This is a genomic window from Pseudomonas sp. B8(2017), assembly GCF_002113575.1.
Classification (GTDB): domain Bacteria; phylum Pseudomonadota; class Gammaproteobacteria; order Pseudomonadales; family Pseudomonadaceae; genus Aquipseudomonas; species Aquipseudomonas putida_Z.
Map to the genome: position 1 here is coordinate 138,323 of NZ_NEIO01000004.1, position 22,920 is coordinate 161,242.

18 protein-coding genes are annotated in these 22,920 nt (G+C 65.1%); 10 read left to right on the forward strand and 8 right to left on the reverse strand.

Features of this window, described 5'->3' with window-relative positions; genetic code table 11:
- Positions 1-288: 288 nt before the first annotated feature.
- From CAG22_RS08685 to CAG22_RS08700, 3 genes are all read right to left on the reverse strand, one after another.
- Entirely contained in the window at positions 289-1,188 is a 900-nt protein-coding gene (locus CAG22_RS08685; RefSeq protein WP_085705279.1) for a hydroxymethylglutaryl-CoA lyase, read from the reverse strand.
- 19 nt (positions 1,189-1,207) lie between these two features.
- The gene (locus CAG22_RS08690) at positions 1,208-1,606 is read right to left on the reverse strand and encodes a MerR family DNA-binding transcriptional regulator (protein WP_013972930.1); all 399 of its coding nucleotides are present in this window, start codon (positions 1,604-1,606) and stop codon (positions 1,208-1,210) included.
- A 199-nt stretch (positions 1,607-1,805) separates the two neighbouring features.
- Positions 1,806-2,684, reverse strand: a complete 879-nt coding sequence (locus CAG22_RS08700; RefSeq protein ID WP_025338888.1) for a helix-turn-helix domain-containing protein — start codon at positions 2,682-2,684, stop codon at positions 1,806-1,808.
- Positions 2,685-2,856: 172 nt separating this feature from the next.
- Between CAG22_RS08700 and pobA the strand changes: the two genes are divergently transcribed.
- A complete protein-coding gene (gene pobA / locus CAG22_RS08705; protein WP_085693166.1) occupies positions 2,857-4,044 on the forward strand; it encodes a 4-hydroxybenzoate 3-monooxygenase in 1,188 nt (395 codons plus the stop codon).
- Between the two features lie 235 nt (positions 4,045-4,279).
- On the opposite strand, the gene CAG22_RS08710 is transcribed toward pobA, so the two are convergent.
- Positions 4,280-4,930, reverse strand: coding sequence for an ankyrin repeat domain-containing protein (locus tag CAG22_RS08710; protein WP_085705283.1), 651 nt, complete (start codon positions 4,928-4,930; stop codon positions 4,280-4,282).
- Positions 4,931-5,048: 118 nt separating this feature from the next.
- On the opposite strand from CAG22_RS08710, the gene ggt reads away from it, so the two are divergent.
- On the forward strand, positions 5,049-6,839 hold the full coding sequence (gene ggt / locus CAG22_RS08715) for a gamma-glutamyltransferase (protein WP_085705285.1): 1,791 nt from the start codon (positions 5,049-5,051) through the stop codon (positions 6,837-6,839).
- A 70-nt stretch (positions 6,840-6,909) separates the two neighbouring features.
- Complete coding sequence (locus CAG22_RS08720; protein ID WP_085591441.1) at positions 6,910-7,791, forward strand: LysR substrate-binding domain-containing protein; 882 nt, start codon at positions 6,910-6,912, stop codon at positions 7,789-7,791.
- A gap of 533 nt (positions 7,792-8,324) precedes the next feature.
- Here CAG22_RS08720 and ctlX read toward each other — a convergent pair.
- Both ctlX and CAG22_RS08730 read right to left on the reverse strand, forming a co-directional pair.
- A complete protein-coding gene (ctlX, locus tag CAG22_RS08725) occupies positions 8,325-9,263 on the reverse strand; it encodes a citrulline utilization hydrolase CtlX (protein WP_170929283.1) in 939 nt (312 codons plus the stop codon).
- 25 nt (positions 9,264-9,288) lie between these two features.
- A complete protein-coding gene (locus CAG22_RS08730; protein WP_085705289.1) occupies positions 9,289-10,341 on the reverse strand; it encodes an ornithine cyclodeaminase in 1,053 nt (350 codons plus the stop codon).
- Positions 10,342-10,528: 187 nt separating this feature from the next.
- Between CAG22_RS08730 and CAG22_RS08735 the strand changes: the two genes are divergently transcribed.
- Both CAG22_RS08735 and CAG22_RS08740 read left to right on the forward strand, forming a co-directional pair.
- Positions 10,529-10,951, forward strand: a complete 423-nt coding sequence (locus CAG22_RS08735; RefSeq protein WP_012272037.1) for an Lrp/AsnC family transcriptional regulator — start codon at positions 10,529-10,531, stop codon at positions 10,949-10,951.
- Between the two features lie 343 nt (positions 10,952-11,294).
- Positions 11,295-12,713 (forward strand): amino acid permease, encoded by a 1,419-nt coding sequence (locus tag CAG22_RS08740; protein ID WP_085705291.1) that lies wholly within the window; start codon positions 11,295-11,297, stop codon positions 12,711-12,713.
- A 133-nt stretch (positions 12,714-12,846) separates the two neighbouring features.
- Here the strand turns inward: CAG22_RS08740 and CAG22_RS08745 are convergent, their stop codons facing one another.
- A complete protein-coding gene (locus CAG22_RS08745) occupies positions 12,847-13,782 on the reverse strand; it encodes a LysR substrate-binding domain-containing protein (RefSeq protein WP_085591433.1) in 936 nt (311 codons plus the stop codon).
- 348 nt (positions 13,783-14,130) lie between these two features.
- Positions 14,131-16,206 (reverse strand): PhoX family phosphatase, encoded by a 2,076-nt coding sequence (locus tag CAG22_RS08750; protein WP_085705293.1) that lies wholly within the window; start codon positions 16,204-16,206, stop codon positions 14,131-14,133.
- A gap of 224 nt (positions 16,207-16,430) precedes the next feature.
- Here CAG22_RS08750 and CAG22_RS08755 point away from each other — a divergent pair, with 224 nt between their 5' ends.
- Genes CAG22_RS08755 through gspF form a run of 5 tightly spaced genes read left to right on the forward strand, consistent with a single transcriptional unit; the run spans position 16,431 to position 22,914 of the window.
- Positions 16,431-18,071, forward strand: a complete 1,641-nt coding sequence (locus tag CAG22_RS08755) for a lipoprotein UxpA (RefSeq protein ID WP_085705295.1) — start codon at positions 16,431-16,433, stop codon at positions 18,069-18,071.
- On the forward strand, positions 18,071-18,493 hold the full coding sequence (locus CAG22_RS08760) for a pilus assembly protein PilZ (protein ID WP_085705297.1): 423 nt from the start codon (positions 18,071-18,073) through the stop codon (positions 18,491-18,493). Before CAG22_RS08755 ends, CAG22_RS08760 begins: the two co-directional genes overlap by 1 nt.
- Positions 18,494-18,496: 3 nt before the next feature.
- Positions 18,497-20,260 carry a type II secretion system secretin GspD gene (gspD, locus tag CAG22_RS08765; protein ID WP_170929285.1) on the forward strand — a complete coding sequence of 588 codons (1,764 nt, stop codon included), beginning with the start codon at positions 18,497-18,499 and terminating at the stop codon, positions 20,258-20,260.
- Entirely contained in the window at positions 20,260-21,708 is a 1,449-nt protein-coding gene (locus CAG22_RS08770; RefSeq protein ID WP_085705299.1) for a GspE/PulE family protein, read from the forward strand. The genes gspD and CAG22_RS08770 overlap by 1 nt, the downstream gene beginning before the upstream one ends.
- Before the next feature lie 3 nt (positions 21,709-21,711).
- Positions 21,712-22,914 (forward strand): type II secretion system inner membrane protein GspF, encoded by a 1,203-nt coding sequence (gene gspF, locus CAG22_RS08775; RefSeq protein WP_085705300.1) that lies wholly within the window; start codon positions 21,712-21,714, stop codon positions 22,912-22,914.
- Positions 22,915-22,920: the final 6 nt, after the last annotated feature.

A 22,920-nucleotide genomic window follows, 5' to 3' on the forward strand; every position in this document is an offset into this window, starting at 1 on the left:
TCGACTCCAAAAAAATCTGCTTGCTACGCCTCTGCCGTGTTGTTCTTGTTATGTCAGAGCCGTTACCTGTTGTTTTTATTGGGTGTCACATTCTTTTTGTTGTTGTACCAAAGATATAGCAGGGTGCGTGCCAACTTTTGCAAATCCTTTAAAATCAAGCAGTTGGCGATTTCGGCCGAAATCGACCGGCCTGAAATTCTCCCGATTTGTTTCCCTGTTACCCGATTTTTTGCTGCAAAACGTGGGGGCGGTAACACTTCACCCACACCAATGTGACACCCGTATGACTTATTGCGCGCTGCGCGCCCGCGCTACCCGCGACCCGTTGTCGCGGCCCAGCACACTGCTGATGCGGCGGCCGGCGGCGATCAGCAGGTCCAGGTCGATGCCGGTTTCAATGCCCAGCCCCTGCAGCAGGTACACCACGTCTTCACTGGCGATATTGCCGGTAGCGCCTTTGGCATAGGGGCAGCCGCCCAGCCCGGCCACCGAGCTGTCGAACACGCTGATGCCTTCGAGCAGGCTGGCATACACGTTGGCCAGGGCCTGGCCATAGGTATCGTGGAAGTGCCCGGCCAGTTGCTCGCGCGGTACCTGTGCCGCGACCACCTCGAACAGGCGCCGGGTTTCGCCGGCGGTGCCGGTGCCGATGGTGTCGCCCAGCGATACCTCGTAGCAGCCCATGTCGTGCAGGGCACGGGCCACCGGGGCGACCTGCTCGGCGCTGACCTTGCCTTCATAGGGGCAGCCGAGCACGCACGACACATAGCCGCGCACGCGCACACCGTGGTTGCGCGCGGCTTCCATGATCGGCTCGAAGCGCTTGAGGCTGTCGCTGATCGAGCAGTTGATGTTGCGTTGCGAGAAGGCTTCGGAGGCGGCCGCGAACACCGCCACTTCCTTCACGCCGGCGGCCAGGGCGTCCTCGAAACCGCGCAGGTTGGGGGCCAGCGCCGCATAGGTGACACCCGGGCGCTGCTGGATGCCGGCGAACACTTCGGCGGAGCCGGCCATCTGCGGCACCCACTTGGGCGAGACGAAACTGCCCACTTCGATATAGGCCAGGCCCGCCTCGGTGAGGTCGTCCACCAGGCGCACCTTGTCGGCGACGCTGATGGGCTGGGCTTCGTTCTGCAGGCCGTCGCGGGGGCCTACTTCGACCAGGCGGACGTGTTTGGGCAAGGGCATGGCGGGTTTCCTGTGGCGTTCAGCGGTTGTCTTTGTTGTTCAGGGTGGCGGCCAGGGCTTGTTCGCAGCGCTCCTGGGCGGTGTCCAGCTCCAGCTGCATCTGGTGGATGTCGAGCATCTGCTGTTCCAGCTGGGCGCGGCGCTCGGCGATTTTTGCCAGCATGCTGTTGAGCTGCTTGAGGTTGCCGCTGGAGGGGTCGTACAGCTCGATCAGCTCGCGGCATTCGGCCAGCGAAAAGCCGATGCGCTTGCCGCGCAGGATGAGCTTCAGGCTGACCTTATCACGCGCCGAATAGATACGCTCCAGGCCACGACGCTCGGGGCTGAGCAGGCCCTGTTCCTCATAGAAACGGATGGCGCGGGTGGTGATGTCCAGCTCGCGGGACAGGTCGGAGATGCTGTAGGTCTGGGTGCTCATGCTGGGGCTCGGCGTGGGGTATGCGGGTATCCTGAGGGCAGGTTGACGTATACGTCAAGCAGGGGCGCGGGATGTGTGTTGCCTGTGCCGGCCTCTTCGCGGGTAAACCCGCTCCCACAGGAAGTGGACAGGCCTTGAGGGCACCGCCGTCCCTGTGGGAGCGGGTTCACCCGCGAAGAAGCCAGCACAGGCGAAAAAATTACTCAGACAACCCCAACCTGCGATACCCATTCGGTGTCTGCCCACTCAACCGCTTGAACCACCGGGCAAAATAGGTGGGGTCGGTAAACCCCAGGCTATCCGACAACTGCCCGATGCTCATCCGCGTATAGATCAGGTTGCGCCGCGCCTCCAGCAGCAACCGCTGGTGCACCACCTGCAGCGCGGTCTGCCCACTCAGCGCCCGGCACAGCTGGTTCAGCTGCAAACTCGGAATATTCAGCCGCGCGGCAAAGTCCTCCACCGACAGGTGCTCACGGTAATGCGCCTCGACCAGGCGCAGGTACTGCCCCAGCAACTGGCGGTCGCGTTCATCGCGGTTGCGCGGCGCCTGCCCCAACTGCTGGCGCCGGCTGATCCACACCATCAGCGCCGTCACCAGCGCCTCGAGCAGTGCCGCCCGCGCCGGGGCGTTGCCCTGGTACTCCTGCTGCAGGGTCTCGATCAGGCTGCGCAGGTGCACCCGGTCCCGGCCCAGCGGGTAACACGCCGCCTTCGCCAGCACCGCCAGCGGCGCGCCCAGGCGCTGCTCCAGGTTGGCCACCAGTGCCGTGCCGAAGGTCAGCACATGCCCCTGGATATCGGCGCTGAAGCGAAAGCCGTGCACGGTCATCGGCGGCACCACCTGGATCGCCGCTTCGCTGATGGCGCTGCGCACCCCCTCGACCTCCACCTCGGCCCGCCCGCGTTGCACATACAGCAACTGGAACAGCTCGGCATGCTGGTGCGGCTTGATTTCCCAGTGGTGCAAACGGCTACGCGCCGGGATCGACTCGCAGTGCAGCAGGTCGGTGCCGGGCCAGGCCTGGTTTTCGCCATACAGCTTGAACAAGGGGACGCCGGGGAGGGTGGATTTCATGCGAGCAGGCCTGTCCGTTAATCGAACGTTTTTTGTAAAAGTGCAGGTTATGCATGGAATAGCACACTTCAATGGCTGTTCTTGCCAGTAAAAATGCAAGGGCAAACCCTAACAGCAGATGCCGCCCCACTGCCAGTCCAGGGCCGGCATCGTCCGCACAGAGACAACAACAATGAAAACTCAGGTCGCAATTATTGGTGCAGGTCCGTCTGGCCTGCTGCTGGGCCAACTGCTGCACAAGGCTGGTATCGATACGGTCATCGTCGAACGCCAGACGCCCGAATACGTGCTTGGCCGCATCCGTGCCGGGGTGCTGGAGCAAGGCACGGTCGACCTGCTGCGTGAAGCCGGTGTGGCCGAGCGCATGGACCGTGAAGGCCTGGTGCACGAGGGTGTCGAACTGCTGGTCGGCGGGCGCCGCCAACGCCTGGACCTCAAGGCCCTGACCGGTGGCAAGACGGTGATGGTATACGGCCAGACCGAAGTCACTCGAGACCTGATGCAGGCACGTGAAGCCAGCGGCGCGCCGATCATCTATTCGGCAAGCAATGTCCAGCCGCACGAACTCAAGGGCGAACGGCCCTACCTGACCTATGAAAAAGACGGCCAGGTGCACCGGGTGGACTGCGACTACATTGCCGGCTGTGACGGCTTCCACGGTGTCTCGCGGCAGAGTATCCCCGAGGGCATCCTCAAGCAGTACGAGCGGGTCTACCCGTTTGGCTGGCTGGGCATGCTGTCAGACACGCCACCGGTCAACCACGAACTGATCTACGCCCACCACGAACGCGGTTTCGTGCTGTGCAGCCAGCGTTCGCACACCCGTAGCCGCTACTACCTGCAGGTACCGCTGGAAGAGCAGGTAGAGGCGTGGTCCGACGAGCGCTTCTGGGAGGAGCTGAAGGCACGCTTGCCCGAAGACGTGGCTGCACGCCTGGTCACCGGCCCGGCGCTGGAGAAGAGCATCGCGCCGCTGCGCAGCCTGGTGGTCGAGCCGATGCAGTATGGTCATCTGTTCCTGGTCGGGGATGCCGCGCATATCGTCCCGCCGACCGGCGCCAAGGGCCTGAACCTGGCGGCATCGGACGTCAACTACCTGTACCGCATCCTGGTCAAGGTGTACCGCGAAGGGCGCACCGACCTGCTGCAGCAGTATTCGCCGCTGGCCCTGCGCCGGGTGTGGAAAGGCGAGCGTTTCAGCTGGTTCATGACCCAGCTGCTGCATGACTTCGGCAGCCACAAGGACGCCTGGGACCAGAAGATGCAGGAGGCCGACCGCGAGTACTTCCTGACCTCGCCGGCGGGGTTGGTGAACATTGCCGAGAACTATGTAGGGCTGCCGTTCGAAGAAGTGGCCTGAGGTCCTGTGCTGCCTGCCCTGGCCTCATCGCCGGCAAGCCAGCTCCCACCTCGACCGCATCGGCCTCGAGCCAGGCGCTATCCCTGTGGGAGCTGGCTTGCCGGCGATGAGGCCAGGACAGGCAGCACAGGACAGTTGCTCCCACAGGGACCGCGTATAGCTTGGAGTCGATGCGGTCCTGGTGGGAGCTGGCTTGCCGGCGATCACGGGCGAAGCCCGTGCCATGCAACCTTGCCTAGCGGGCCAGTAACGCCTCCATCTCCTGATACCCCCGCTGCCGCGCATGCTCCAGCGCGGTCACCCCGTCCTTGTCGGCAATCTGCCGATCCGCCCCGGCCGCCAGTAGCCGGCGCACGATCTCCACATGCCGCGGCCCGCCGTCACCGAGGATCACCGCCTCCAGCAGCGCAGTCCAGTGCAGGCGGTTGAGATGGTTCACGTCCACCCCGGCATCGATCAGCAGCTGCACGGTCTCGACATGCCCGCGTTCGGCGGCGGGTATCAGCGCAGTGCCTCCATACCGGTTGGTGCTCTTGAGGTCGGCACCGTGGCTCAAGGTCAGCCGCAGGATGTCGTTCAGGCCACGCGCCCCGGCATACAGGTACGGGCTGTCGTCGATGTTGTCCTTGGCATTCACATCGGCACCGGCCTCGATCAGCGCTTTCGCGGCCGCAACCTGGTTGCCATGGGTGGCCACCAGCAGGGCAGTGCGCCCTTGCTCGTCACGGCTCTCCAGCTGCGCACCTTGTGCCAGCAGTTGTTGCAGGGTGCGCACATCATCGTGACGGGCAGCGTTGTGCAGGCGGTTGTCCATGGCAGTGCTCTCGGCGTGGGCGGCGAGGCTGGTGCACAGGGCGAACAGCATCGCAGCAAGTAGTGAACGCATGGGGGCAGGCTCCTCGATGACCTGCCCGCATCCTAGAAAAAACACGCCAGGGCTTGAAGTTAAGTTTGCGCATGACAGACAGTGCCTTGCTGAATAGGTAATGGCAGGAAGCACAACGATGACATTCTCCACCCCCCTGATGGGCGCCTTGTGCCTGGTAGCTGCCAGTGGCTGGGCCTGTGCCGACCAGGTGCTGCCCGCACCACCGGAACTGGCCTCCGGCTACCGCACCGGCCTGCAGCCGGTGCATGCCAGCCGGCACATGGCCGCAGCTGCCAACCCGCTGGCCAGCGAGGCGGGGCGGGCGATGCTGCGGGCCGGTGGCAGCGCCATCGACGCGGCCATCGCCATGCAGATGGTGCTGACCCTGGTCGAACCGCAATCCAGCGGCATTGGCGGCGGGGCGTTCATCCTCTACTGGGATGGGCAGCGCGTACAGGCGTTCGATGGCCGCGAGGCAGCCCCGGCGGCGGTGACGGAAAACCTGTTCCTGCAAGCCGATGGTTCACCGATGCCATTCAGGGCGGCGCAGATCGGCGGGCGTTCGGTGGGCGTACCGGGGGTTCTGCGTGCCCTGAAGCTGGCCCATGAGCAGCACGGCAAGCTGCCCTGGCGCGACCTGTTCGCCCCGGCCATTGCGCTGGCACGTAACGGTTTCGCGGTTTCCGAGCGCCTTCACACGCTGGTGGCGGGCGACCCGTTCATTGCCCGTTCACCCGCCATGGCCCGCTACTTCCTGGATGAACAGGGCAAGCCACTGGCGGTGGGGGCTACCTTGCGCAACCCCGAGCTTGCGCAAACCTTCGAGCAGATTGCCGCGCACGGCCCCGAAGTGTTCTACAGCGGCGAGATCGCCGAAGCCATCGTCGCCAAGGTGCGCAGCCATGCCAATGCCGGCTACCTGTCGTTGCAGGATATGCAGCAATACCGGGCCAAGATGCGCGAGCCGCTGTGCGGCCCCTACAAGGCCTGGCGCATCTGTGGCATGCCACCGCCGTCGTCGGGCGGGGTGACAGTGCTGCAGACCCTGGGCATCTTGGAGGCACTGCAACGGGCTTCGCCAAAGCGCGACCTTGCTGCCATGCGGCCGCTGCGCACTTCGTCGGTTGCCGGGCTGGAAGCCCCGCCGCTGGCCGTGCACCTGGTTGCCGAGGCCGAGCGCCTGGCCTATGCCGACCGCGCCCAGTACCTGGCCGACAGCGATTACGTGCCGGTGCCGCTCAAGGCCCTGACCGACTCCGCGTACCTGGCCAGCCGCGCTGCGCAGGTCGGCGAGTACAGCATGAAACGCGCCCGCCCGGGCCAGCCGCAGGGGGCCGACCTGGCCCTGGCGCCTGACCGCTCGCCGCTGCGCATATCCACCTCGCACCTCAGTGCGGTGGATGACCGCGGCCAGGCCCTGGCCATGACCACTTCGGTGGAAGCAGCGTTCGGCTCGCACCTGATGGTCAAGGGCTTTTTGCTCAACAACCACCTGACCGACTTCTCGTTCATCCCCCGGGAACAAGGCAAGCCTGTGGCCAACCGGGTGCAACCGGGCAAACGGCCACTGTCGGCCATGGCGCCGACCCTGGTGTTCTCGCAAGCTTCCGGCGAGCTGGTGGCCAGCCTGGGCTCGCCCGGCGGCTCGCAGATCATCGGCTACGTGAACAAGGCGCTGATCGGCCTGCTGGATTGGCAGCTCGACCCGCAGCAGGCCGCCGGCCTGCCCAACTTCGGCAGCCGCAATGCCGGCACCGAAGTAGAGGCGGGGTTGGCCAGCCCGGCACTGATCCGCCAGTTGGCAGCCTGGGGGCATGAGGTGACGCCGATGACCATGACCAGTGGCATGCAGATCATCCAGCGCAGTGGCGAGGGTTGGTCGGGTGGTGCCGACCCTCGGCGCGAAGGCGTGGCAGTCGGCGACTAGCGGTGCGCGTTGCGGTGCAGCAGGTGGCGTGGTAGAAGTCAGTCTTGCCATTCAGAAGTTGAATATCAAGATGTCCATCAGCGTGAAATCGAATAGGGCCCTGTTCGACCTCGACCTGTTGCGTGCCATTGTCGTGGTGGCCGATTGCGGCAGCTTCACCACGGCTGCTGCGCGCCTGCACTCCACTCAATCGACCATCAGCCAGAAGGTGCGCCGCCTGGAGGATATGGTTGGCCACCGTCTGCTGGTGCGTGGCAATCGCGACGTGCTGCCGACCGACGCCGGGCAGACCCTGCTCGGCTATGCCCGGCACATGCTGGCCCTCAACGACCAGATGCTCGAAGCCTTGGCCGGGGCGATGGTTGGCATGACCGTGCGCCTTGGCGTGCCCGAGGACTTCGTGGGCGGGCGTACTACCAATGCATTGTCGGCGTTCAGCCGGCTGCACCCGCAGGTGAAGCTGGAAGTAACCAGCGGCCTGTGCCGCGACCTCAGCCAGGCCTACGACAACGGTGAGCTCGACCTGGTGTTGCTCAAGCAGCGGCGCAACAGCCGCGAAGGCGTGGCCTGCTGGCCCGAACGCCTGCAGTGGATCGACAGCGCGCGCACGCCCGCCTTCGAACTGGACCCGATCCCGCTGGTGACCTTCCCGCCCCGTGGCCTGTACCGCGACGACATGATCACCGCCATCGAAGGCATGGGTCGGCGTTGGCGCATCAGCTTCACCAGCTCCAGCCTCAGCGGCATCCAGGCAGCGGTCGCCGATGGCATGGGTATCAGCCTGCTGCCGCCACGGGCGGCCACTGGCGAGCACCGGGTGCTGGGGGCAGGGCAAGGGCTGCCGGAGGTCGACAGCTATGAAATCGTCATCGTCCACCGGCCGACGGCGGATGTGATGGTCAAGGCGTTGGCCGAGGTGATGACGCAATTGCTTGCGGGTGGCGGGATCTGACAGGGTTGGGGCCGCTTTGCGGCCCATCGCCGGCAAGCCAGCTCCCACAGGGTTTGCGTATGGCATTGAGGCCAATGCGGTCACGGTGGGAGCAACTGTCTTGTGTTGCCTGTCCTGGCCTCATCGCCGGCAAGCCAGCTCCCACAGGGTTTGCGTATGGCATTGAGGCCAATGCGGTCACGGTGGGAGCAACTGTCTTGTGTTGCCTGTCCTGGCCTCATCGCCGGCAAGCCAGCTCCCACAGGGTTTGCGTATGGCATTGAGGCCAATGCGGTCACGGTGGGAGCAACTGTCTTGTGTTGCCTGTCCTGGCCTCATCGCCGGCAAGCCAGCTCCCACAGGGTTTGCGTATGGCATTGAGGCCAATGCGGTCACGGTGGGAGCAACTGTCTTGTGTTGCCTGTCCTGGCCTCATCGCCGGCAAGCCAGCTCCCACAGGGTTTGCGTATGGCTTGAGGCCAATGCGGTCGAGGTGGGAGCTGGCTTGCCTGCGATGGGCTGCGCAGCAGCCCCAAAAAATTGCAGCATCAACGCTAGCTTCTGGGCGACAAATGAATCCCGGCAATCATGCAGCGCACCGAGCCCCCTGCCATCTCGATGGTCGGCACATCGAGTGGCACCAGCCGCGCCGAGCGTTCGATGCGCTGGCGCTGTTCGCCGGTCAGGCTGTCGAAGGCCTTGCGTGACAGCGCCAGGATGCGCCCGTCACGCCCGGACAGTTCGATGGCATTGCCGGCGAACTGACTGATCTGCCGGTTGCTCAGGTCGATCACATCGCGGCCCGACTCAAGCAGGCGCATGCGCACTTCCTCGGCCCGCGCCTTGTTGGTGAAGGTGCCAAAGCCCACCAGCGCAAACTCCGTCGCCACGCACATCAGCACATTGGTGTGGTAGATCGGCGTGCCTTGTTCATCGGCGGTGTCGAACACCATCGGCTCGAAGTTGAAGTGCGTACTGAAGCGCTCCAGGGCAATCGGGTCGGCGCGGTTGGAGCGCGCGGTATAGGCCACCCGCGACAGGTGGTCGAAGACCATGGCGCCGGTCCCTTCAAGGAACAGTTCGTCCTGCTCCAGCCCCGAATAGTCGATCACATCCTGCACCCGGTACTCATGCTTGAGCATCTCGATCACATCGGCGCGCCGTTCGCGGCGGCGGTTGCGCGAGTACATCGAGTAGATCGCGATGTGCCCCCCGGGGTGGGTGGAGAACCAGTTGTTGGGGAATACCGAGTCGGGGGTGTTGTGCTCGCCGAAGTCGTCGAACAGATGCACCCGCACGCCCTCGGCCTCGAGCCTCCCGGCAGCCTGGGTGACCTCATCGCGTGCCACCTCGGCCAGGGCCTGGGCGGCGATGTCGGGGTTGCTGCGCTGGAACGAGTTGTCGGCTGCGGTTTCCGGGTTGGGGGTGAAGGCATGCGGCCTGACCATGACCACTGCTGCAGGTGCCTGAATGGAACGCGTTGGAAATGCCATGTGAAATACCAGGTTGGGAGCAGGGTTAGGCAACGCGTCGGATGCGGCTTTTGGCAGCGCGACCGCGGGTATGGCTGAACAGGTCCTTGGGGTCATCCTCCACCCAAGGCACCAGGTCGATCTTGCTGCCCATGCCGCGTTTTTCGGTCTGCTGTAGTACGTACCGTAGTACGGTGTAGTCCTCCAGGGCGAAGCCCACCGAGTCGAACACCGTGACCTGGGTGTCACTCTGGCGGCCCTCGGTCTCGCCGCACAGCACACGCCACAGGTCGACCACCGGGAAGTCCGCCGGCAACTGCTGGATATCACCTTCGATGCGGGTTTGCGGCTCGTACTCGACGAACACCCGGGCGCTGCGCAGCACATCGGCATGCAGTTCGGTCTTGCCCGGGCAGTCGCCACCCACGGCATTCAGGTGCATGCCGGGTTCGAGCATGTCGGGGGTGATGATGGTGGCGTAGGCCTTGTCGGCGGTCACCGTGGTGATGATGTCCACGCCTTTCACCGCTTCTGCCACCGAGCCGGCGCGGCGGATGGTCAGGCCGCTGTATTCCTTGAGGTTGGCGATCAGCTTGGCGGTGGCCTGCGGGTCGGTGTCGTAGGCGACGATTTCTTCGATGCCCAGGTGCTTGTGGAAGGCCAGTGCCTGGAATTCGCTTTGCGCACCGTTGCCGATCAGCGCCATCTTGCGCGAGTTCGGCCGGGCCAGCGCCTGCGCTGCCATCAGCGAGGTGGCCGCAGTGCGCAGGGCGGTGGCGATGGTCAGTTCGGACAGCAGCACCGGGTAGCCGGTATCGACATCGGCCAGCACGCCGAAGGCCATCACCGTATGCAGGTCGCGGGCGGTGTTGGCCGGGTGGCCATTGACGTATTTGAAGGCATAACGGCTGTTGTCGGCGACCGGCATCAGTTCGATCACGCCGACTTCCGAATGGCTGGCAACACGCGCGGATTTATCAAACTCCTGCCAGCGTTTGTAATCTTCGCGAATGGCTGCGGCCAGTTCGCCAATGAACGGCGCTACGCCAATGTCATGTACCAAGTCCGACATGGTTGGAACATCAATGAAATACGTCATGCTCTTGCACCTTATTATTGCGCTTTCACTCCAGTGGCCTGCGGGGTGAACGCTTGAGATTGTTGAAGTGGCGTGAACATTTTGATGAAAGGTTGCGTCAAGATGAAGAGAGCAGGTTGCCAGTTTCATCAACTTTCTAGACAATCTGCCACCCCAAAATAGCAATCTGATTATTTGGCAGGCATCCATGGATACTATCGATCGGGAACTGATTGCGCTGTTGCGGGACAACGCGCGCACCCCCGTGCTGACCCTGGCGAAGAAGCTCAAGGTAGCCAGGGCAACCGTGCAAAACCGCATCACCCGGCTCGAAGAGCAGGGCGTGATCATTGGCTACACGGTACGCCTGCGCTCCGATGCGCTGGAGCAGGGTGTGCGGGCCATCACCAGCATCGGCATCAGCGGCCACCACGCCGCAGAGGTCAAGCACGCGCTGCGTGGGCATCCCAACGTGGTGGCCATCCATACCACCAATGGCCGCTGGGACCTGATGGCAGAGCTGCGTGCCGACACCCTCGAGGCCTTCGACCGGGCGTTGAACACCATCCGCTCGATACCGCACATCGAAAACACCGAGACCAGCATCCTGCTCTCGACCTACAAGATGTGACCGCTGGGTCAGGCCTTGTGGCAGGTGCATTGTGCAAACTGTCACCCAGGCTTTTCACACTGCACAAAATCCCTTTGGCTGTGTGCATTCTGTAGCGTTCCGCTTGACCCGGGCCGCTGGCAGAATGAAACGGCTTTCGCGGGACTGTATCGGGCGCGCCACTCTGGTGCGTTTCAATAGAATAAGTAAGCCCGCTGCGAAGTTGCATCGGGAACTGTTCTTCATCTGTGTCAATACCCACGCTTCGACAGTCTTGAATGACTAAAAGCCTGCACTTGAGTACCAACTAACTGGTGCGGCGCGGGGCGCTGAGGTTTTACAAAAAAAGAATAAGAGGTCAACTATGCAGCAAACGTGCAACGCGCAAAGCGCAGTTCCGGAAGATGGCCGCGTGCTCAAGCGCCGGCTGGAAAACCGGCATATCCAGCTTATTTCGATCAGTGGCGCAATTGGCACCGGCCTGTTCATGGGCTCGGGCAAGATCATTGCGCTGTCCGGCACGTCGATCATCCTGGTGTACGCCATCATCGGCTTTTTCGTGTTCTGCGTCATGCGGGCCATGGGCGAGATGCTGCTGGCCAACCTGCAGATGGAATCGTTCGCCGACCTGGTGCACAACTACCTGGGGCCAAGGGCCGGTTACATCCTCAGTTGGTCGTACTGGCTGAGTTGGGTGGTCGCGGCGGTGGGCGATGTGGTGGTAGTGGCGGGGTTCGTGCAGTACTGGTACCCGGATGTACCCACCTGGCTACCGGCATTCGCCACCATGTTCCTGCTGCTGGGGCTGAACATGCTGGCGGTGAAAGCGTTTGGCGAGGTGGAGTTCTGGTTCGGCCTGATCAAGATCGTGGCCATCGTGCTGCTGGTGGTAACCGGCCTGGTGATGGTCGCCACCTCCTACACCTCGCCGGCCGGGGTGACCGCCTCGTTCAGCCACCTGGTGGCCCCGGGCGTGGTCATGCCGCATGGCATCCTCGGTTTCCTCGCCGGGTTCCAGATCGCCATATTCTCCTTTGTCGGTACCGAGCTGATCGGCACCGCAGCCGCGGAGGCCAAGGATCCGGAGCGGACCTTGCCCAAGGCCATCAACACCATCCCGGTGCGTATCCTGCTGTTCTACATCTGCTCGCTGGTGTGCATCATCAGTGTCATCTCCTGGGCCAATGTGCCGGCCAATCGCAGCCCGTTCGTCGAACTGTTCCTGCTGGGTGGGTTGCCCGCTGCCGCTGGCATCATCAACTTCGTGGTGCTGACCTCTGCGGCCTCGTCGGCCAACAGTGGCGTGTATTCTGGCTCGCGGATGCTCTACGGCCTGTCTCACCAGCAGCAGGCACCGCTGGCGTTCGGGCGGTTGTCGGGCTCGGGTACGCCGGTGCGCGCGCTGGTGTTCTCGGGGGTGTGCATGGCGATTGCACTGACGCTGCTGTTCGTGATCCCCGAGGTGATGACCGTGTTCACCCTGGTGTCGACCATTTCCGCGGTGATGATCATCGTTACCTGGTCGCTGATCCTGCTGTCCTACTTCGCCTATCGCCGGCAGGATCCGCAGGCGCATGAGCAGTCGAAGTTCAAGCTGCCTGGTGGCAAGGTCACAGCTGCGCTATCGCAGCTGTTTCTGATCTTCGTGCTGTGCCTGCTGGCGCTGGAGCCGGACACCCGTACCGCGCTGTACGTGATGCCGCTGTGGTACGCAGGCCTGTTGCTGGCCTATCGGCGCAGAGCCAGGGCCTGTGCTCGGCCGCAGGCAGCTACTGCCGCTTAGCACTTTGGGGCTGCTGTGCAGCCCATCGCCGGCAAGCCAGCTCCCACAGGTACTGCGCAGGTTTAAGGGCTGTGGTCCACCTGTGGGAGCTGGCTTGCCGGCGATGGGCCGCAAAGCGGCCCCAGTTACTTGTTCAGCTGGCAGGCAAAGTATCGCGCAGCCAGTCCACCAGCCCCAGAATGGTCGGGGTAGTGGTGCGCCCGTGAGGCACCACCAGGTAATAGGCCTCTCGCGGCCGCACCACCAGGTCGGTCAGGCGCACCAGTTCGCCGGACGCCAGCAGGTGGTCGAGCATGCGCCCCCAGCCCAGTGCCACGCCATGCCCATGCAGTGCGCCCTGGATGGTGTCGGTATACAGCTGGCAGCGCAGGTTGTAGTGCAGCTTCGGCGGGTTGCCGCCCAGTGCGCGGAACCAGGTGGGCCAGGTCATCCAGCCTTCGGTGGTGGCATCGGCATCCAGCAGGTCGGCCCGGTACAGCGCCTCCAGCGAGTCCGGCAGCGGGTTGTGCGCCAGCCAGGCCGGCGAGCACACCGGGAAGATCTCTTCATCGAACAGGTGCAGGGCAATGCCGTCTTCCCAGCGGCCATTGCCATAGCGCACTAGCAGGTCGACATCGTGGTTGCGCAGGTCGCCGGTGAACATCTGCGTGGCCAGGCGCAGGCGCACCTGGGGCAGGGCGCTGCGCAGGCTGCCCAGGCGCGGCATCACCCGCAACTGGGAGAAGGTGGCGGTGGAGCTGAGCACCAGTTCCTGTTCGCTGTCGCCTTCGCTGAGGCGGTCGAAGACCGAGGCGATCTTCTGCATGGAATCGGAAACCACCGCGTACAGCGCCTGGCCCTCGCTGGTCAGGCGGATGCCGCGGTGCAGGCGCTGGAACAGTTGGCGGCCGAGGTTTTCTTCAAGCTGCCTGACCTGCTTGCTGACCGCGGCCTGGGTGACGCCCAGCTCCTGGGCGGCCAGGGTGAAACTGGTGTGGCGGGCTACCGCTTCGAATTCGAGCAGCGCGGTCATCGACGGGATGATGCGCCGGTAGCCTTTATGCGTGTTGCCATTTTCTTGTGTTTTCATGTGACGTCCTGGCCAGGCGCGGCGCGCTGGTCCGCGCCGCGCGGGCACAGTGGCAGAAAAAGCGCGATGGCGGTAGCCCGAAAGGGCCGTTGGAGCAACTGTCTTGTGTTGCCTGTTCTGGCCTCATCGCTGGCAAGCCAGCTCCCACCTCGATTGCATCGACCTCGAGCTTTGCACAGTATCTGTGGGAGCAACTGTTGCGCATCAAATCCTGGGGCCGCGTTGCGGCCCTTTCGCGACACAAGGCCGCTCCCACAGGTACAGCGACAACCTCGAGAGCAACGCTGTACCTGTGGGAGCTGGCTTGCCGGCGATAGGGCCGCAAAGCGGCCCCCGTGCGCAGATCGATCAGGCGGTGCCGATCTCCCCGCCATCGATACGCTGGATCACCACCGTCGCAGCCCGCGGCCTTACCGTGGTTCCTGCCGGGGTGGCATCGGTGGCCTTGTCGGTATACGGCCAGTTATCCGGGTGCTGGATGTTGACGAACAGCGTCTTGTTGTCCGGGGTAAAGGTAATCCCGGTCACTTCGCAGCCATTCGGCCCGACGAAGAAGCGGCGCAGGTCCACCTGGTTCTGTGCGTTCACCGGCACCTGCTTGCCGCTGGCATCCACCAGGTTGGTGGGGATCACTGCCAGCAGCTGGTCGTTGGTGTAGTCGGTCACGGTGCTCTCGCCGTTGTCGGTCTCGAACCACAGCACGCCACGGCTATCGAAGCTCATGCCGTCCGGGCTGGCGAACTGGTTCAGTTCGGTCAGGCCGGAGCGGTTGATGTCGGCAGTGCCGGCAGCGTTGGCGCCGAACACGAAGATGTCCCAGGTGAAGCTCAGCTGGTCGTCGCTGTCGTGCCAGCGGATGATGTGGCCGTGACGGTTCGGGCCGCGTGGGTTGGCTGCATCGACCTTTTCTGGTGTGCGCGCGCTGTTGTTGGTCAGGGTCAGGTACACGTCGCCGTTGAGCGGGTTGACCGTGGTCCATTCCGGGCGGTCCATCGGCGTTGCGCCCACGGCATCGCCAGCACCACGGGTGTTGAGGATGATGCCCGGCAGGTCGCCATACAGTGCGCCCAGGGTACTGCCGCCAGTGGTGGCGGTGGCCACGTCCAGCAGCAGCCATACGCCAGTGCCGTCGGCATTGAAGCGGGCCACGTAGAGCTTGCCCTGGTCGAGGTACTTGGCACCGGTGGCCAGGCGGTCGGCCGGGTTGGCGTCGGCGGCGTCCCACACCGCGGTGGACACCCACTTGTACAGGTACTCGTTGTTCGAGTCGTCACCCATGTACCACACCAGCGGCTTGCCGGCGACGGGCAGGCCCGGGGCGCAGCCTTCGTGGCGGAAGCGGCCCAGCGCCGTGCGCTTGGTGGCCAGGGTGTTGCTGTTGTACGGATCGATTTCGACGATATAGCCGTAGGTGCTGGCTTCGTTGCGGTAGTCGTCGGTGGCGCTGGCGCCTTTGACGGTGACGTCGAAACGGGCGAATTCGTCGGCCACTTCGCTGCTGTCACCGGCCGCGGTTTCCCACTTGTACTGGCCGCTGGAGGTGCCCACGCCAATGCGGCGCTGGTCTTCGGGGCGGGTGCCCTTGTTGACGAAGATGCCTGGCCAGTTCTCTTCACAGGTCAGGTAGGTGCCCCACGGGGTGTAGCCGTTGCCGCAGTTGTTGTTGGTGCCGCGGCAGTGGGTGCCAGCGGTGGAGTACTTGGTCTTGACGTGTTCGGTACCCCGCAGCGGGCCGGTGATTTCCATGCGCGAGGCGGTAGTGAAGCGGCGGTTGAGCGGGTCGTTGTCGACCACCTGCCAGCGGCCGCCGATTTTCTGCAGGCGCACCACGCCGGCGCCGTGGGCGTTGATTTCCTTGCGCACTTCCTCGACCGGGCGCTTGCCGTTCACATCGGTGGTCGGGCCGGCCGGGTGCAGGGCGGCGGTGTCGATGTACTCGAAGTTGATCGCCAGCAGGCCGTCTTCGGAGCTGCCATTGATGGGGAAGAAGTGCATGCCGTCATGGTGCATGCCCATGGCGTTGGCCTGGTCGGTCGAGGTGTTGCTGCCGTCGGACTTCCACGGGTTGCCGTTGCTGTTGATCGGCGTGCCCCAGGGCGCCAGCACGTAGGCGCTGTAGCCGGCGGCAACCACGCAGGCGTCGGTGCGCGAGCCCGGGATGGACTGGAAGCCCAGTGCCAGTTTCGGCACTTCCGGCTCAGTCACGGGTGGCTCGGTGACCGGCGGCTCGGTGACCGGATCATCGTGATCGGAACCACCACCGTCGAAGCAGCCTGTCAGGCCGGTACCGGCAATCATGGCGATGGCGGCGCCCAGGCTGCCGCGCATCACGCTGCGGCGGCTCAGGTAGGCGTCCATGACGTTGGCCATCGGCAGGTTGCCGCTTTGGTTCCGGTCCAGGTTGTCGCCGGTATCTCGACTCATCAGGGTGTCCTTATGTTGGCTGAGTTAGAGGAAACCGCGACTTTAGTGCGCAAATATGATGATTCATTGGCAGAAATGTTAAGGGGGTTTTAAAACAACCTGCTCTTAGAAGCGTGCTGTACAGATCACTTTGGAATGGCTGTCGGATTTCTGCCATCAAACTGTAATGCCAACGCCGCAACATCCGGGGCCCTGAATGAACATGGATAAGGATGGCGGGTTCGATGGCAAGCAGTGTGCACAGGCGCGAAGTGATCGGCTGGATGGGTATCGGTGCTTTGGCTCCGTTGCTCGGCGCCTGCTCCGCCTTCCCTGGGCAGCAGGGCGGCAACGCCAGCCTCGACCTGCTGTATGTGGCCGATACCCTCGATGCCCGCCAGCCTGGCCAGGCGGTGGTGCCGGCAACCCGCCTGGGGCCGGTCAGCCACCTGGGCCGCGCCCCATGGATGACCGGCAGCAGTGCCAGCATCGCCTACCCGCAACTGGCGCCGCTGCTCGATACCAGCCAGGCTGCATCTGCCCAGCTGGGCGGCTACGCGGTGCTGGCGGCGTTGCTCGAGCAGCTGCGCGGCGAGGCTGGGGCGGGCAACAGCCTGACCCTGGAAAACGGCCAGGGCTGGAATGGCAGTGGCCTGGCCTACCTGACCCAAGGCGAAAGCGGCCTGCAGGGCAGCCAGCTGCTGGGCAGCGAAGCGCGGGTCAGCAGCGACGAGCGCGTGCTGTGGCCACAGCGCAGCCCGGCGCTGTATCGCCAGGCTGGCGCCGTTACCCTGGGCGCCGGGCTGGCAGACACGCAACGCCTGGCGTTGGGCCTGGAAGCCTTGCACGTCTTCGAACGCGGCGGTGCACGTATTGCCGTGGTCGGCGTGACCGACCCCTACGCCCAGGACCAGAAAGCCTCCCTTAAACAGTGGTACCAGTCATTGCAGCCGGTGTTCGAACAGGCCCGGCGCGAGGCCGACCTGGTGGTGGCCATGGCCGATGTCGGTACCGGGCCGGGCCTGTGGCTGGCCGAGCGGGTGCCGCAGATCGACGTGCTGCTGTGCGCCCGCGGCCAGGACCTGTGGCCAGCGCCGGTCGAGGTGAGCCAGGCCAGCGGCCGCCGCGTGCCGGTGCTGTTCGCCGGTTGCCGGGGCAGTGGCGCCTTCCGCCTGCGCTGTCAGCGCGTGGCCGGGCTGTGGCAGTTCGACGGGCGTTTCTTCCCGGCCTTTGAGCAACAGCTGGCACCCGCCGCGCAGCAGCGTGTCGGGGCATTACAGGCAGAATTGCGCCAGCAGCGCGCCGGCCACGCGGCCTGGCTCGATCAACCGCTGGCCCGCGCGCCCCAGGCGCTGTGGCGCCGCGATACCCGAGGCGGCAGCTGGGACCGCCTGCTGCATCAGGCCCTGGCCGACGACAGCAGCATGCCGGTGTTGCTGCCGGGCCTGCGTTACGACTACCCGCTGCCCGCCGGGGCGGCCATTACCCGCGAACACCTGATCAGCCTCACCGGTGGCTACCCGGCACCGGTGGTCGAAGCGCCGGCCCGGCAGGTCGAGCAAGTTTTGGAGAACGCCGCGGAGCAACTGTTCGGCGACCCGCTGCTGCTGGACAACAGCCAGGACCTGCCGCGCTGGCAGGGCCAGGCCTGGCGTGTCAGCTACAGCCCGCAAGGCAAGCGCATCAGTGGCCTGGAACCGGTGCAGGGCCTGTGCCGCACCTTTGGCCTGCAATTCGAAACCCAGGCCGGCGAGCCGCTGTGGCAACGGGTCGAAGCCTGGCTCGCCCGCCAGGCGAGCGACTGGCAACTGGCGCCGCTGCAACTGCCCGAAGTGCGCTATGTGCAGGGGCACCCGGGCTGGCACCCAAGGCAACTGGCCTCGTGATGCTCGCCCCGCGCCTGCTGACTGGCGCTGGCCTGACCCTGGCCGGCTGGCTGGCCGCCCAGTGCGTGCTGCAACTGGGCCGCCAGCCGCAACCGGCCACTGCGCCTGCCGCGCCCGACAAGCCGCTGCCTGGCTTGATGGTTGGCCATTGGCAGGTACCCGTCGACGACGGTGCCATCGCCATCACCCGCCTGCCGTTGCAATACCTGGGTGGCCTCAAGGCCCAGCCGCTGGCCTCCAGCGTGGTGGTGCTGCGCTATGGCGAGCAGGTGCGCACCTTGGCCCGCGGCCAGCGCCTGGCACCAGGGATCGTGCTGCAGGACATCGACAGCGATGGCCTGATTTTCAACAACCAGGGGCGGCGTGAACGCCTGCCCTGGCCGCCACGCTCCGCCGTGACCGGCTTCAAGCGGCAAGGATGAACGATGCCTGTTAGATATTGCGTGGCGGCCGCGCTGAGCCTGGCCCTGTCCATGGCCTGTGCTGAAGAGCCGGTGTTCGACGACAACGGCACGCCCATGTACGAGGTGAACTTCGTCGACACCGAACTGGGCGAGTTCATCGACAGCGTGTCGCGCATCACCGGCACCACCTTCATCGTCGACCCCCGGGTCAAGGGCAAGGTCACCGTGCGCACCGTCGACCTGCACGACGCCGATGCCATCTACGACATCTTCCTGGCCCAGCTGCGCGCCCAGGGCTACGCCACTGTCGACCTGCCCAACGGCAGCGTGAAGATCGTTCCCGACCAGGCCGCTCGCCTGGAGCCGGTGCCGGTGGAGGCGGGAGGGCAGCAGGGGGAAGGCAGCGACAGCGTGGCCACGCGGGTATTCAATGTGCGCAACGCCGCCAGCGAGCAGGTGCTGGGCATTCTCAAGCCCCTGATCGACCCACGGGTCGGTGTGATCACACCTTATCCGGCGGCGCACCAGTTGGTAGTTACCGACTGGCGCAGCAACCTGGAACGTATCGCCAGCTTGCTGCGCCAGCTTGACCGCCCCCAGGACGCACCAGGCAGCGGCAGTACCCAGGTCATCTACCTGCGCCATGCCAATGCTGGCGAAGTGGTCAAGGTGTTGCGCGGGCTCAGCCAGGAAGGCATGGCACCCTCTGAAGGTGCGGGCGAAGCAGAGGGCAAGGACAGGCCCGTAGTGCCTGTCGCCGGAGGCTCGGGCATCCGCCTGGAATACGAAGAAGGCACCAACGCCGTGGTCATGGTCGGCCCCGACAGCGAGCTGGCCGCTTACCGCGCCATCGTCGAGCAGCTGGACATCCGCCGTGCCCAGGTAGTGGTGGAAGCGATCATTGCCGAGGTATCCGACAGCAGCGCCCAGGAACTGGGCGTGCAGTGGCTGTTCGCTGACGAGAAGTTCGGTGCCGGTATCGTCAATTTCGGCAGCAACGGGGTAAACATCGCCAGCATCGCCGGGGCCGCAGCCAGCGGCGACAACGAGGCCCTTGGCGATTTGCTGTCCAGCACCACCGGCGCCATGGCGGGTATCGGCCATTTCGGCGGCGGCTTCAACTTCGCCATGCTGGTCAACGCGCTGAAGGGCAAGAGCGGCTTCAACCTGCTGTCCACGCCCACCTTGCTGACCCTGGACAACGCCGAGGCGTCGATCCTGGTCGGCCAGGAAGTGCCCTTCGTCACTGGATCGGTGACGCAGAACAATGCCAACCCGTACCAGACCATCGAGCGCAAGGAAGTCGGGGTGAAGCTGCGCATCAAGCCGCAGATCAACATCGACAACAGCGTGCGCCTGGACATCGTCCAGGAAGTGTCGTCGATTGCCGACACCACGGCTGCCAGCGACGTGATCACCAACAAGCGCGAGATCAAGACCAAGGTCATGGTCGAGGACAACGGCCTGGTGATCCTCGGCGGCCTGATCAGCGACGAACTGAGCACCAGCGACCAGCGCGTGCCGCTGCTTGGCGATATCCCTTACCTGGGCCGGCTGTTCCGCTCCGACGCCACCAAGAACACCAAGCAGAACCTGATGGTGTTCATCCGCCCGCGCATCCTGCGTGATGGGCCGAGCCTGGCCGGGCTCAGTGAAGACAAGTACCGCACCTTGCAGCAGACCACACCGCTGCAGTTGCCCGACCTTGCGGATGCGCAAAACGCTACGCCGTTGCTGCAGGTGTTCCCCTCCAGCCGCGCACGGCTGGAAGGCGGTGACTGGTGATGCTGCCTTATCGCCAGGCACGGCAGAGCGGGGTGGCCATGGCCCCTGCGGAGCAGGGCTGGCAGCTATGGTTGCGGCACGACGCCGATAGCGCCCAATTGCAGGAGCTGCTGCGCGTGCACGGCCAGCCCAGCCTGCTCGAATACCTGGAGCCTGCACTGTTCGACGAACGCCTCGGCCAGCTGTACCAGGCCGGCGATGCTGCCACCGAGGCGCTGATCGAAGGCATCGGCGACCAGGTCGACCTGGACAGCCTGATGAGCGAAATGCCGCGCATCGAGGACCTGCTGGAAAGCGACGACGAAGCCCCGGTGATCCGCCTGATCAACGGCCTGTTCGGCCAGGCCCTGCGCCTGCGTGCCTCGGACATCCACATAGAAACCTTCGAGCAGAGCCTGGTGGTGCGCCTGCGGGTCGATGGCCACCTGCGCGAAGTGTTGCGCCCACCGCGTGCGCTGTCGGCCATGCTGGTGTCGCGGATCAAGGTCATGGCCCGTCTGGACATCGCCGAAAAGCGCCAGCCACAGGATGGCCGCATCACCCTGCGTGCGGCGGGGCGCGAAGTGGATGTGCGGGTCTCGACACTGCCCGGCATCCACGGCGAACGGGTGGTGATGCGCGTGCTCGACAAGCAAGCCAGCCTGCTGGCGCTGGGCAACCTGGGCATGCCGGCGGCGGTGTTGCAGGGCCTGCGCAGTTGCCTGGCGCGGCCCAACGGCATTGTGCTGTCCACGGGGCCGACCGGTTCGGGCAAGACCACGACCCTGTATGCCAGCCTCAACAGCCTCAACGACGGCAGCCGCAACATCCTCACTGTCGAGGACCCGGTGGAATACGCTATCGCCGGCATCGGCCAGACCGCCATCAACCCGCGTGCCGGGCTGACCTTTGCCAGCGGCCTGCGCGCCATCCTGCGCCAGGACCCGGATGTGATCATGCTCGGCGAAATCCGTGACCAGGAGACCGCGCAGATCGCCGTGCAGGCCAGCCTCACCGGCCACCTGGTGTTGTCCACGCTGCACACCAACAGTGCGGTGGGCGCGGTGACCCGCCTGCGCGACATGGGCATCGAACCGTTCCTGATCGCCTCGTGCCTGCGCGGCGTACTGGCCCAGCGCCTGGTGCGGCGCCTGTGCAGTTGCGCCGTGGCGCACCCGCTGCAGCCGGCGGAACGCGACCTGTGGCCCGAGCTGGCGGCGCTGCGCAGCAGCTACCACGCGGTGGGCTGCGAGCAGTGCCAGGGCAGCGGGTATGTCGGGCGCCTAGGCCTGTATGAATTCATCGAGCTGGATGCCGGGCTGATCGGCCTGTTGTACGACGGCGCCAGTGAACTGGCCATGCAGGACTACCTGGCCGAGCGCCGGCAGAGCCTGGTGGCGATGGCCAGTGACTGCCTGAACCGTGGCGAGACCAGCCTGGCCGAAGTACTGCGCGTGGTGCAGGGCTGAGCCATGCCGACCTATCGCTACCAGGCCGTCGACCTCGCCGGCAAGACCCACAAGGCCAGCTTGCAGGCCGACAGCGAACGTCATGCCCGCCAGTTGTTGCGTGAGCAGGGCCTGTTCGCCCGCCGCTTGCAGCGTCACGAAGCCGGCACCCGGCAACCCCGGCGCCAGCGCCTGAGCCGCGCCCAGCTGTGCGAACTGACTCGGCAGCTGGCCACCCTGACCGGTGCCGGCATCCCTCTGGTCGACGCCCTGGCTACCCTGGAACGGCAACTGCGCCAGCCCGCCCTGCACAGTGTGCTGGTGGCCTTGCGCGGCTCGTTGGCCGAAGGCCTGGGCCTGGCCCGCAGCCTGGCGCGTCAGGGGGCGCCGTTTACCGGCCTGTACTGCGCGCTGGTCGAGGCCGGCGAGCGGTCCGGGCGCCTGCCCCAGGTGCTGACCCGCCTCGCCGACCACCTGGAGCAGGTACAACGACAACAGCACAAGGCACGTACCGCGCTGATCTACCCCACCGTGTTGATGGGGGTGTCGCTTGCCGTGGTGGTAGGCCTGATGACCTTCGTCGTACCCAAGCTCACCGAACAGTTTGCCCATGCCGGGCAGAGCCTGCCGCTCATTACATCGCTGCTGATCGGCCTGAGCCAAGGGCTGGTGCAGGCCGGGCCCTGGCTTTTGGGGCTGGCCCTGTTGCTCGGTGTGCTCGGCGGCTGGTTGCTGCGCAAGCCGCACTGGTGCCTGCGCCGCGACCAGTTGCTGCTACGCCTGCCACATATCGGCAGCCTGCTGCAGGTGCTGGAAAGCGCGCGCCTGGCACGCAGCCTGGCAATCCTCAGCGGCAGCGGCGTGGCCCTGCTCGAAGCCCTGCAAGTGGCCACCGAAACCGTCGGCAACCGGCGTGTCCGCCTGGCCATGGAGCAGGTGCGCCAGGAGGTGCAGGGCGGCACCAGCCTGCATCGCGCGCTGGATGCCAGCCAGCAGTTCCCGCCGCTGCTGGTGAACATGGTCGGCAGCGGCGAAGCCAGCGGCACTTTGGCCGACATGCTCGAGCGCGTGGCCGACGACCAGGAGCGCGGCTTCGCCCGCCAGGTCGATACTGCCATGGCGCTGTTCGAACCCCTGATGATCCTGGTGATGGGCGCCGTGGTGCTGTTCATCGTGCTGGCGGTGCTGTTGCCGATCATGCAACTCAACCAGGGCCTGCAACTGTGACGACAA

What these genes read in the sequence shown, in the direction of transcription:
- CAG22_RS08685 (WP_085705279.1), bottom strand. Translation starts at nt 1,188, where the DNA reads ATGCCCTTGCCCAAACACGTCCGCCTGGTCGAAGTAGGCCCCCGCGAC.
- CAG22_RS08690 (WP_013972930.1), bottom strand. Translation starts at nt 1,606, where the DNA reads ATGAGCACCCAGACCTACAGCATCTCCGACCTGTCCCGCGAGCTGGAC.
- CAG22_RS08700 (WP_025338888.1), bottom strand. Translation starts at nt 2,684, where the DNA reads ATGAAATCCACCCTCCCCGGCGTCCCCTTGTTCAAGCTGTATGGCGAA.
- pobA (WP_085693166.1), top strand. Translation starts at nt 2,857, where the DNA reads ATGAAAACTCAGGTCGCAATTATTGGTGCAGGTCCGTCTGGCCTGCTG.
- CAG22_RS08710 (WP_085705283.1), bottom strand. Translation starts at nt 4,930, where the DNA reads ATGCGTTCACTACTTGCTGCGATGCTGTTCGCCCTGTGCACCAGCCTC.
- ggt (WP_085705285.1), top strand. Translation starts at nt 5,049, where the DNA reads ATGACATTCTCCACCCCCCTGATGGGCGCCTTGTGCCTGGTAGCTGCC.
- CAG22_RS08720 (WP_085591441.1), top strand. Translation starts at nt 6,910, where the DNA reads ATGTCCATCAGCGTGAAATCGAATAGGGCCCTGTTCGACCTCGACCTG.
- ctlX (WP_170929283.1), bottom strand. Translation starts at nt 9,263, where the DNA reads ATGGCATTTCCAACGCGTTCCATTCAGGCACCTGCAGCAGTGGTCATG.
- CAG22_RS08730 (WP_085705289.1), bottom strand. Translation starts at nt 10,341, where the DNA reads ATGACGTATTTCATTGATGTTCCAACCATGTCGGACTTGGTACATGAC.
- CAG22_RS08735 (WP_012272037.1), top strand. Translation starts at nt 10,529, where the DNA reads ATGGATACTATCGATCGGGAACTGATTGCGCTGTTGCGGGACAACGCG.
- CAG22_RS08740 (WP_085705291.1), top strand. Translation starts at nt 11,295, where the DNA reads ATGCAGCAAACGTGCAACGCGCAAAGCGCAGTTCCGGAAGATGGCCGC.
- CAG22_RS08745 (WP_085591433.1), bottom strand. Translation starts at nt 13,782, where the DNA reads ATGAAAACACAAGAAAATGGCAACACGCATAAAGGCTACCGGCGCATC.
- CAG22_RS08750 (WP_085705293.1), bottom strand. Translation starts at nt 16,206, where the DNA reads ATGAGTCGAGATACCGGCGACAACCTGGACCGGAACCAAAGCGGCAAC.
- CAG22_RS08755 (WP_085705295.1), top strand. Translation starts at nt 16,431, where the DNA reads ATGGCAAGCAGTGTGCACAGGCGCGAAGTGATCGGCTGGATGGGTATC.
- CAG22_RS08760 (WP_085705297.1), top strand. Translation starts at nt 18,071, where the DNA reads ATGCTCGCCCCGCGCCTGCTGACTGGCGCTGGCCTGACCCTGGCCGGC.
- gspD (WP_170929285.1), top strand. Translation starts at nt 18,497, where the DNA reads ATGCCTGTTAGATATTGCGTGGCGGCCGCGCTGAGCCTGGCCCTGTCC.
- CAG22_RS08770 (WP_085705299.1), top strand. Translation starts at nt 20,260, where the DNA reads ATGCTGCCTTATCGCCAGGCACGGCAGAGCGGGGTGGCCATGGCCCCT.
- gspF (WP_085705300.1), top strand. Translation starts at nt 21,712, where the DNA reads ATGCCGACCTATCGCTACCAGGCCGTCGACCTCGCCGGCAAGACCCAC.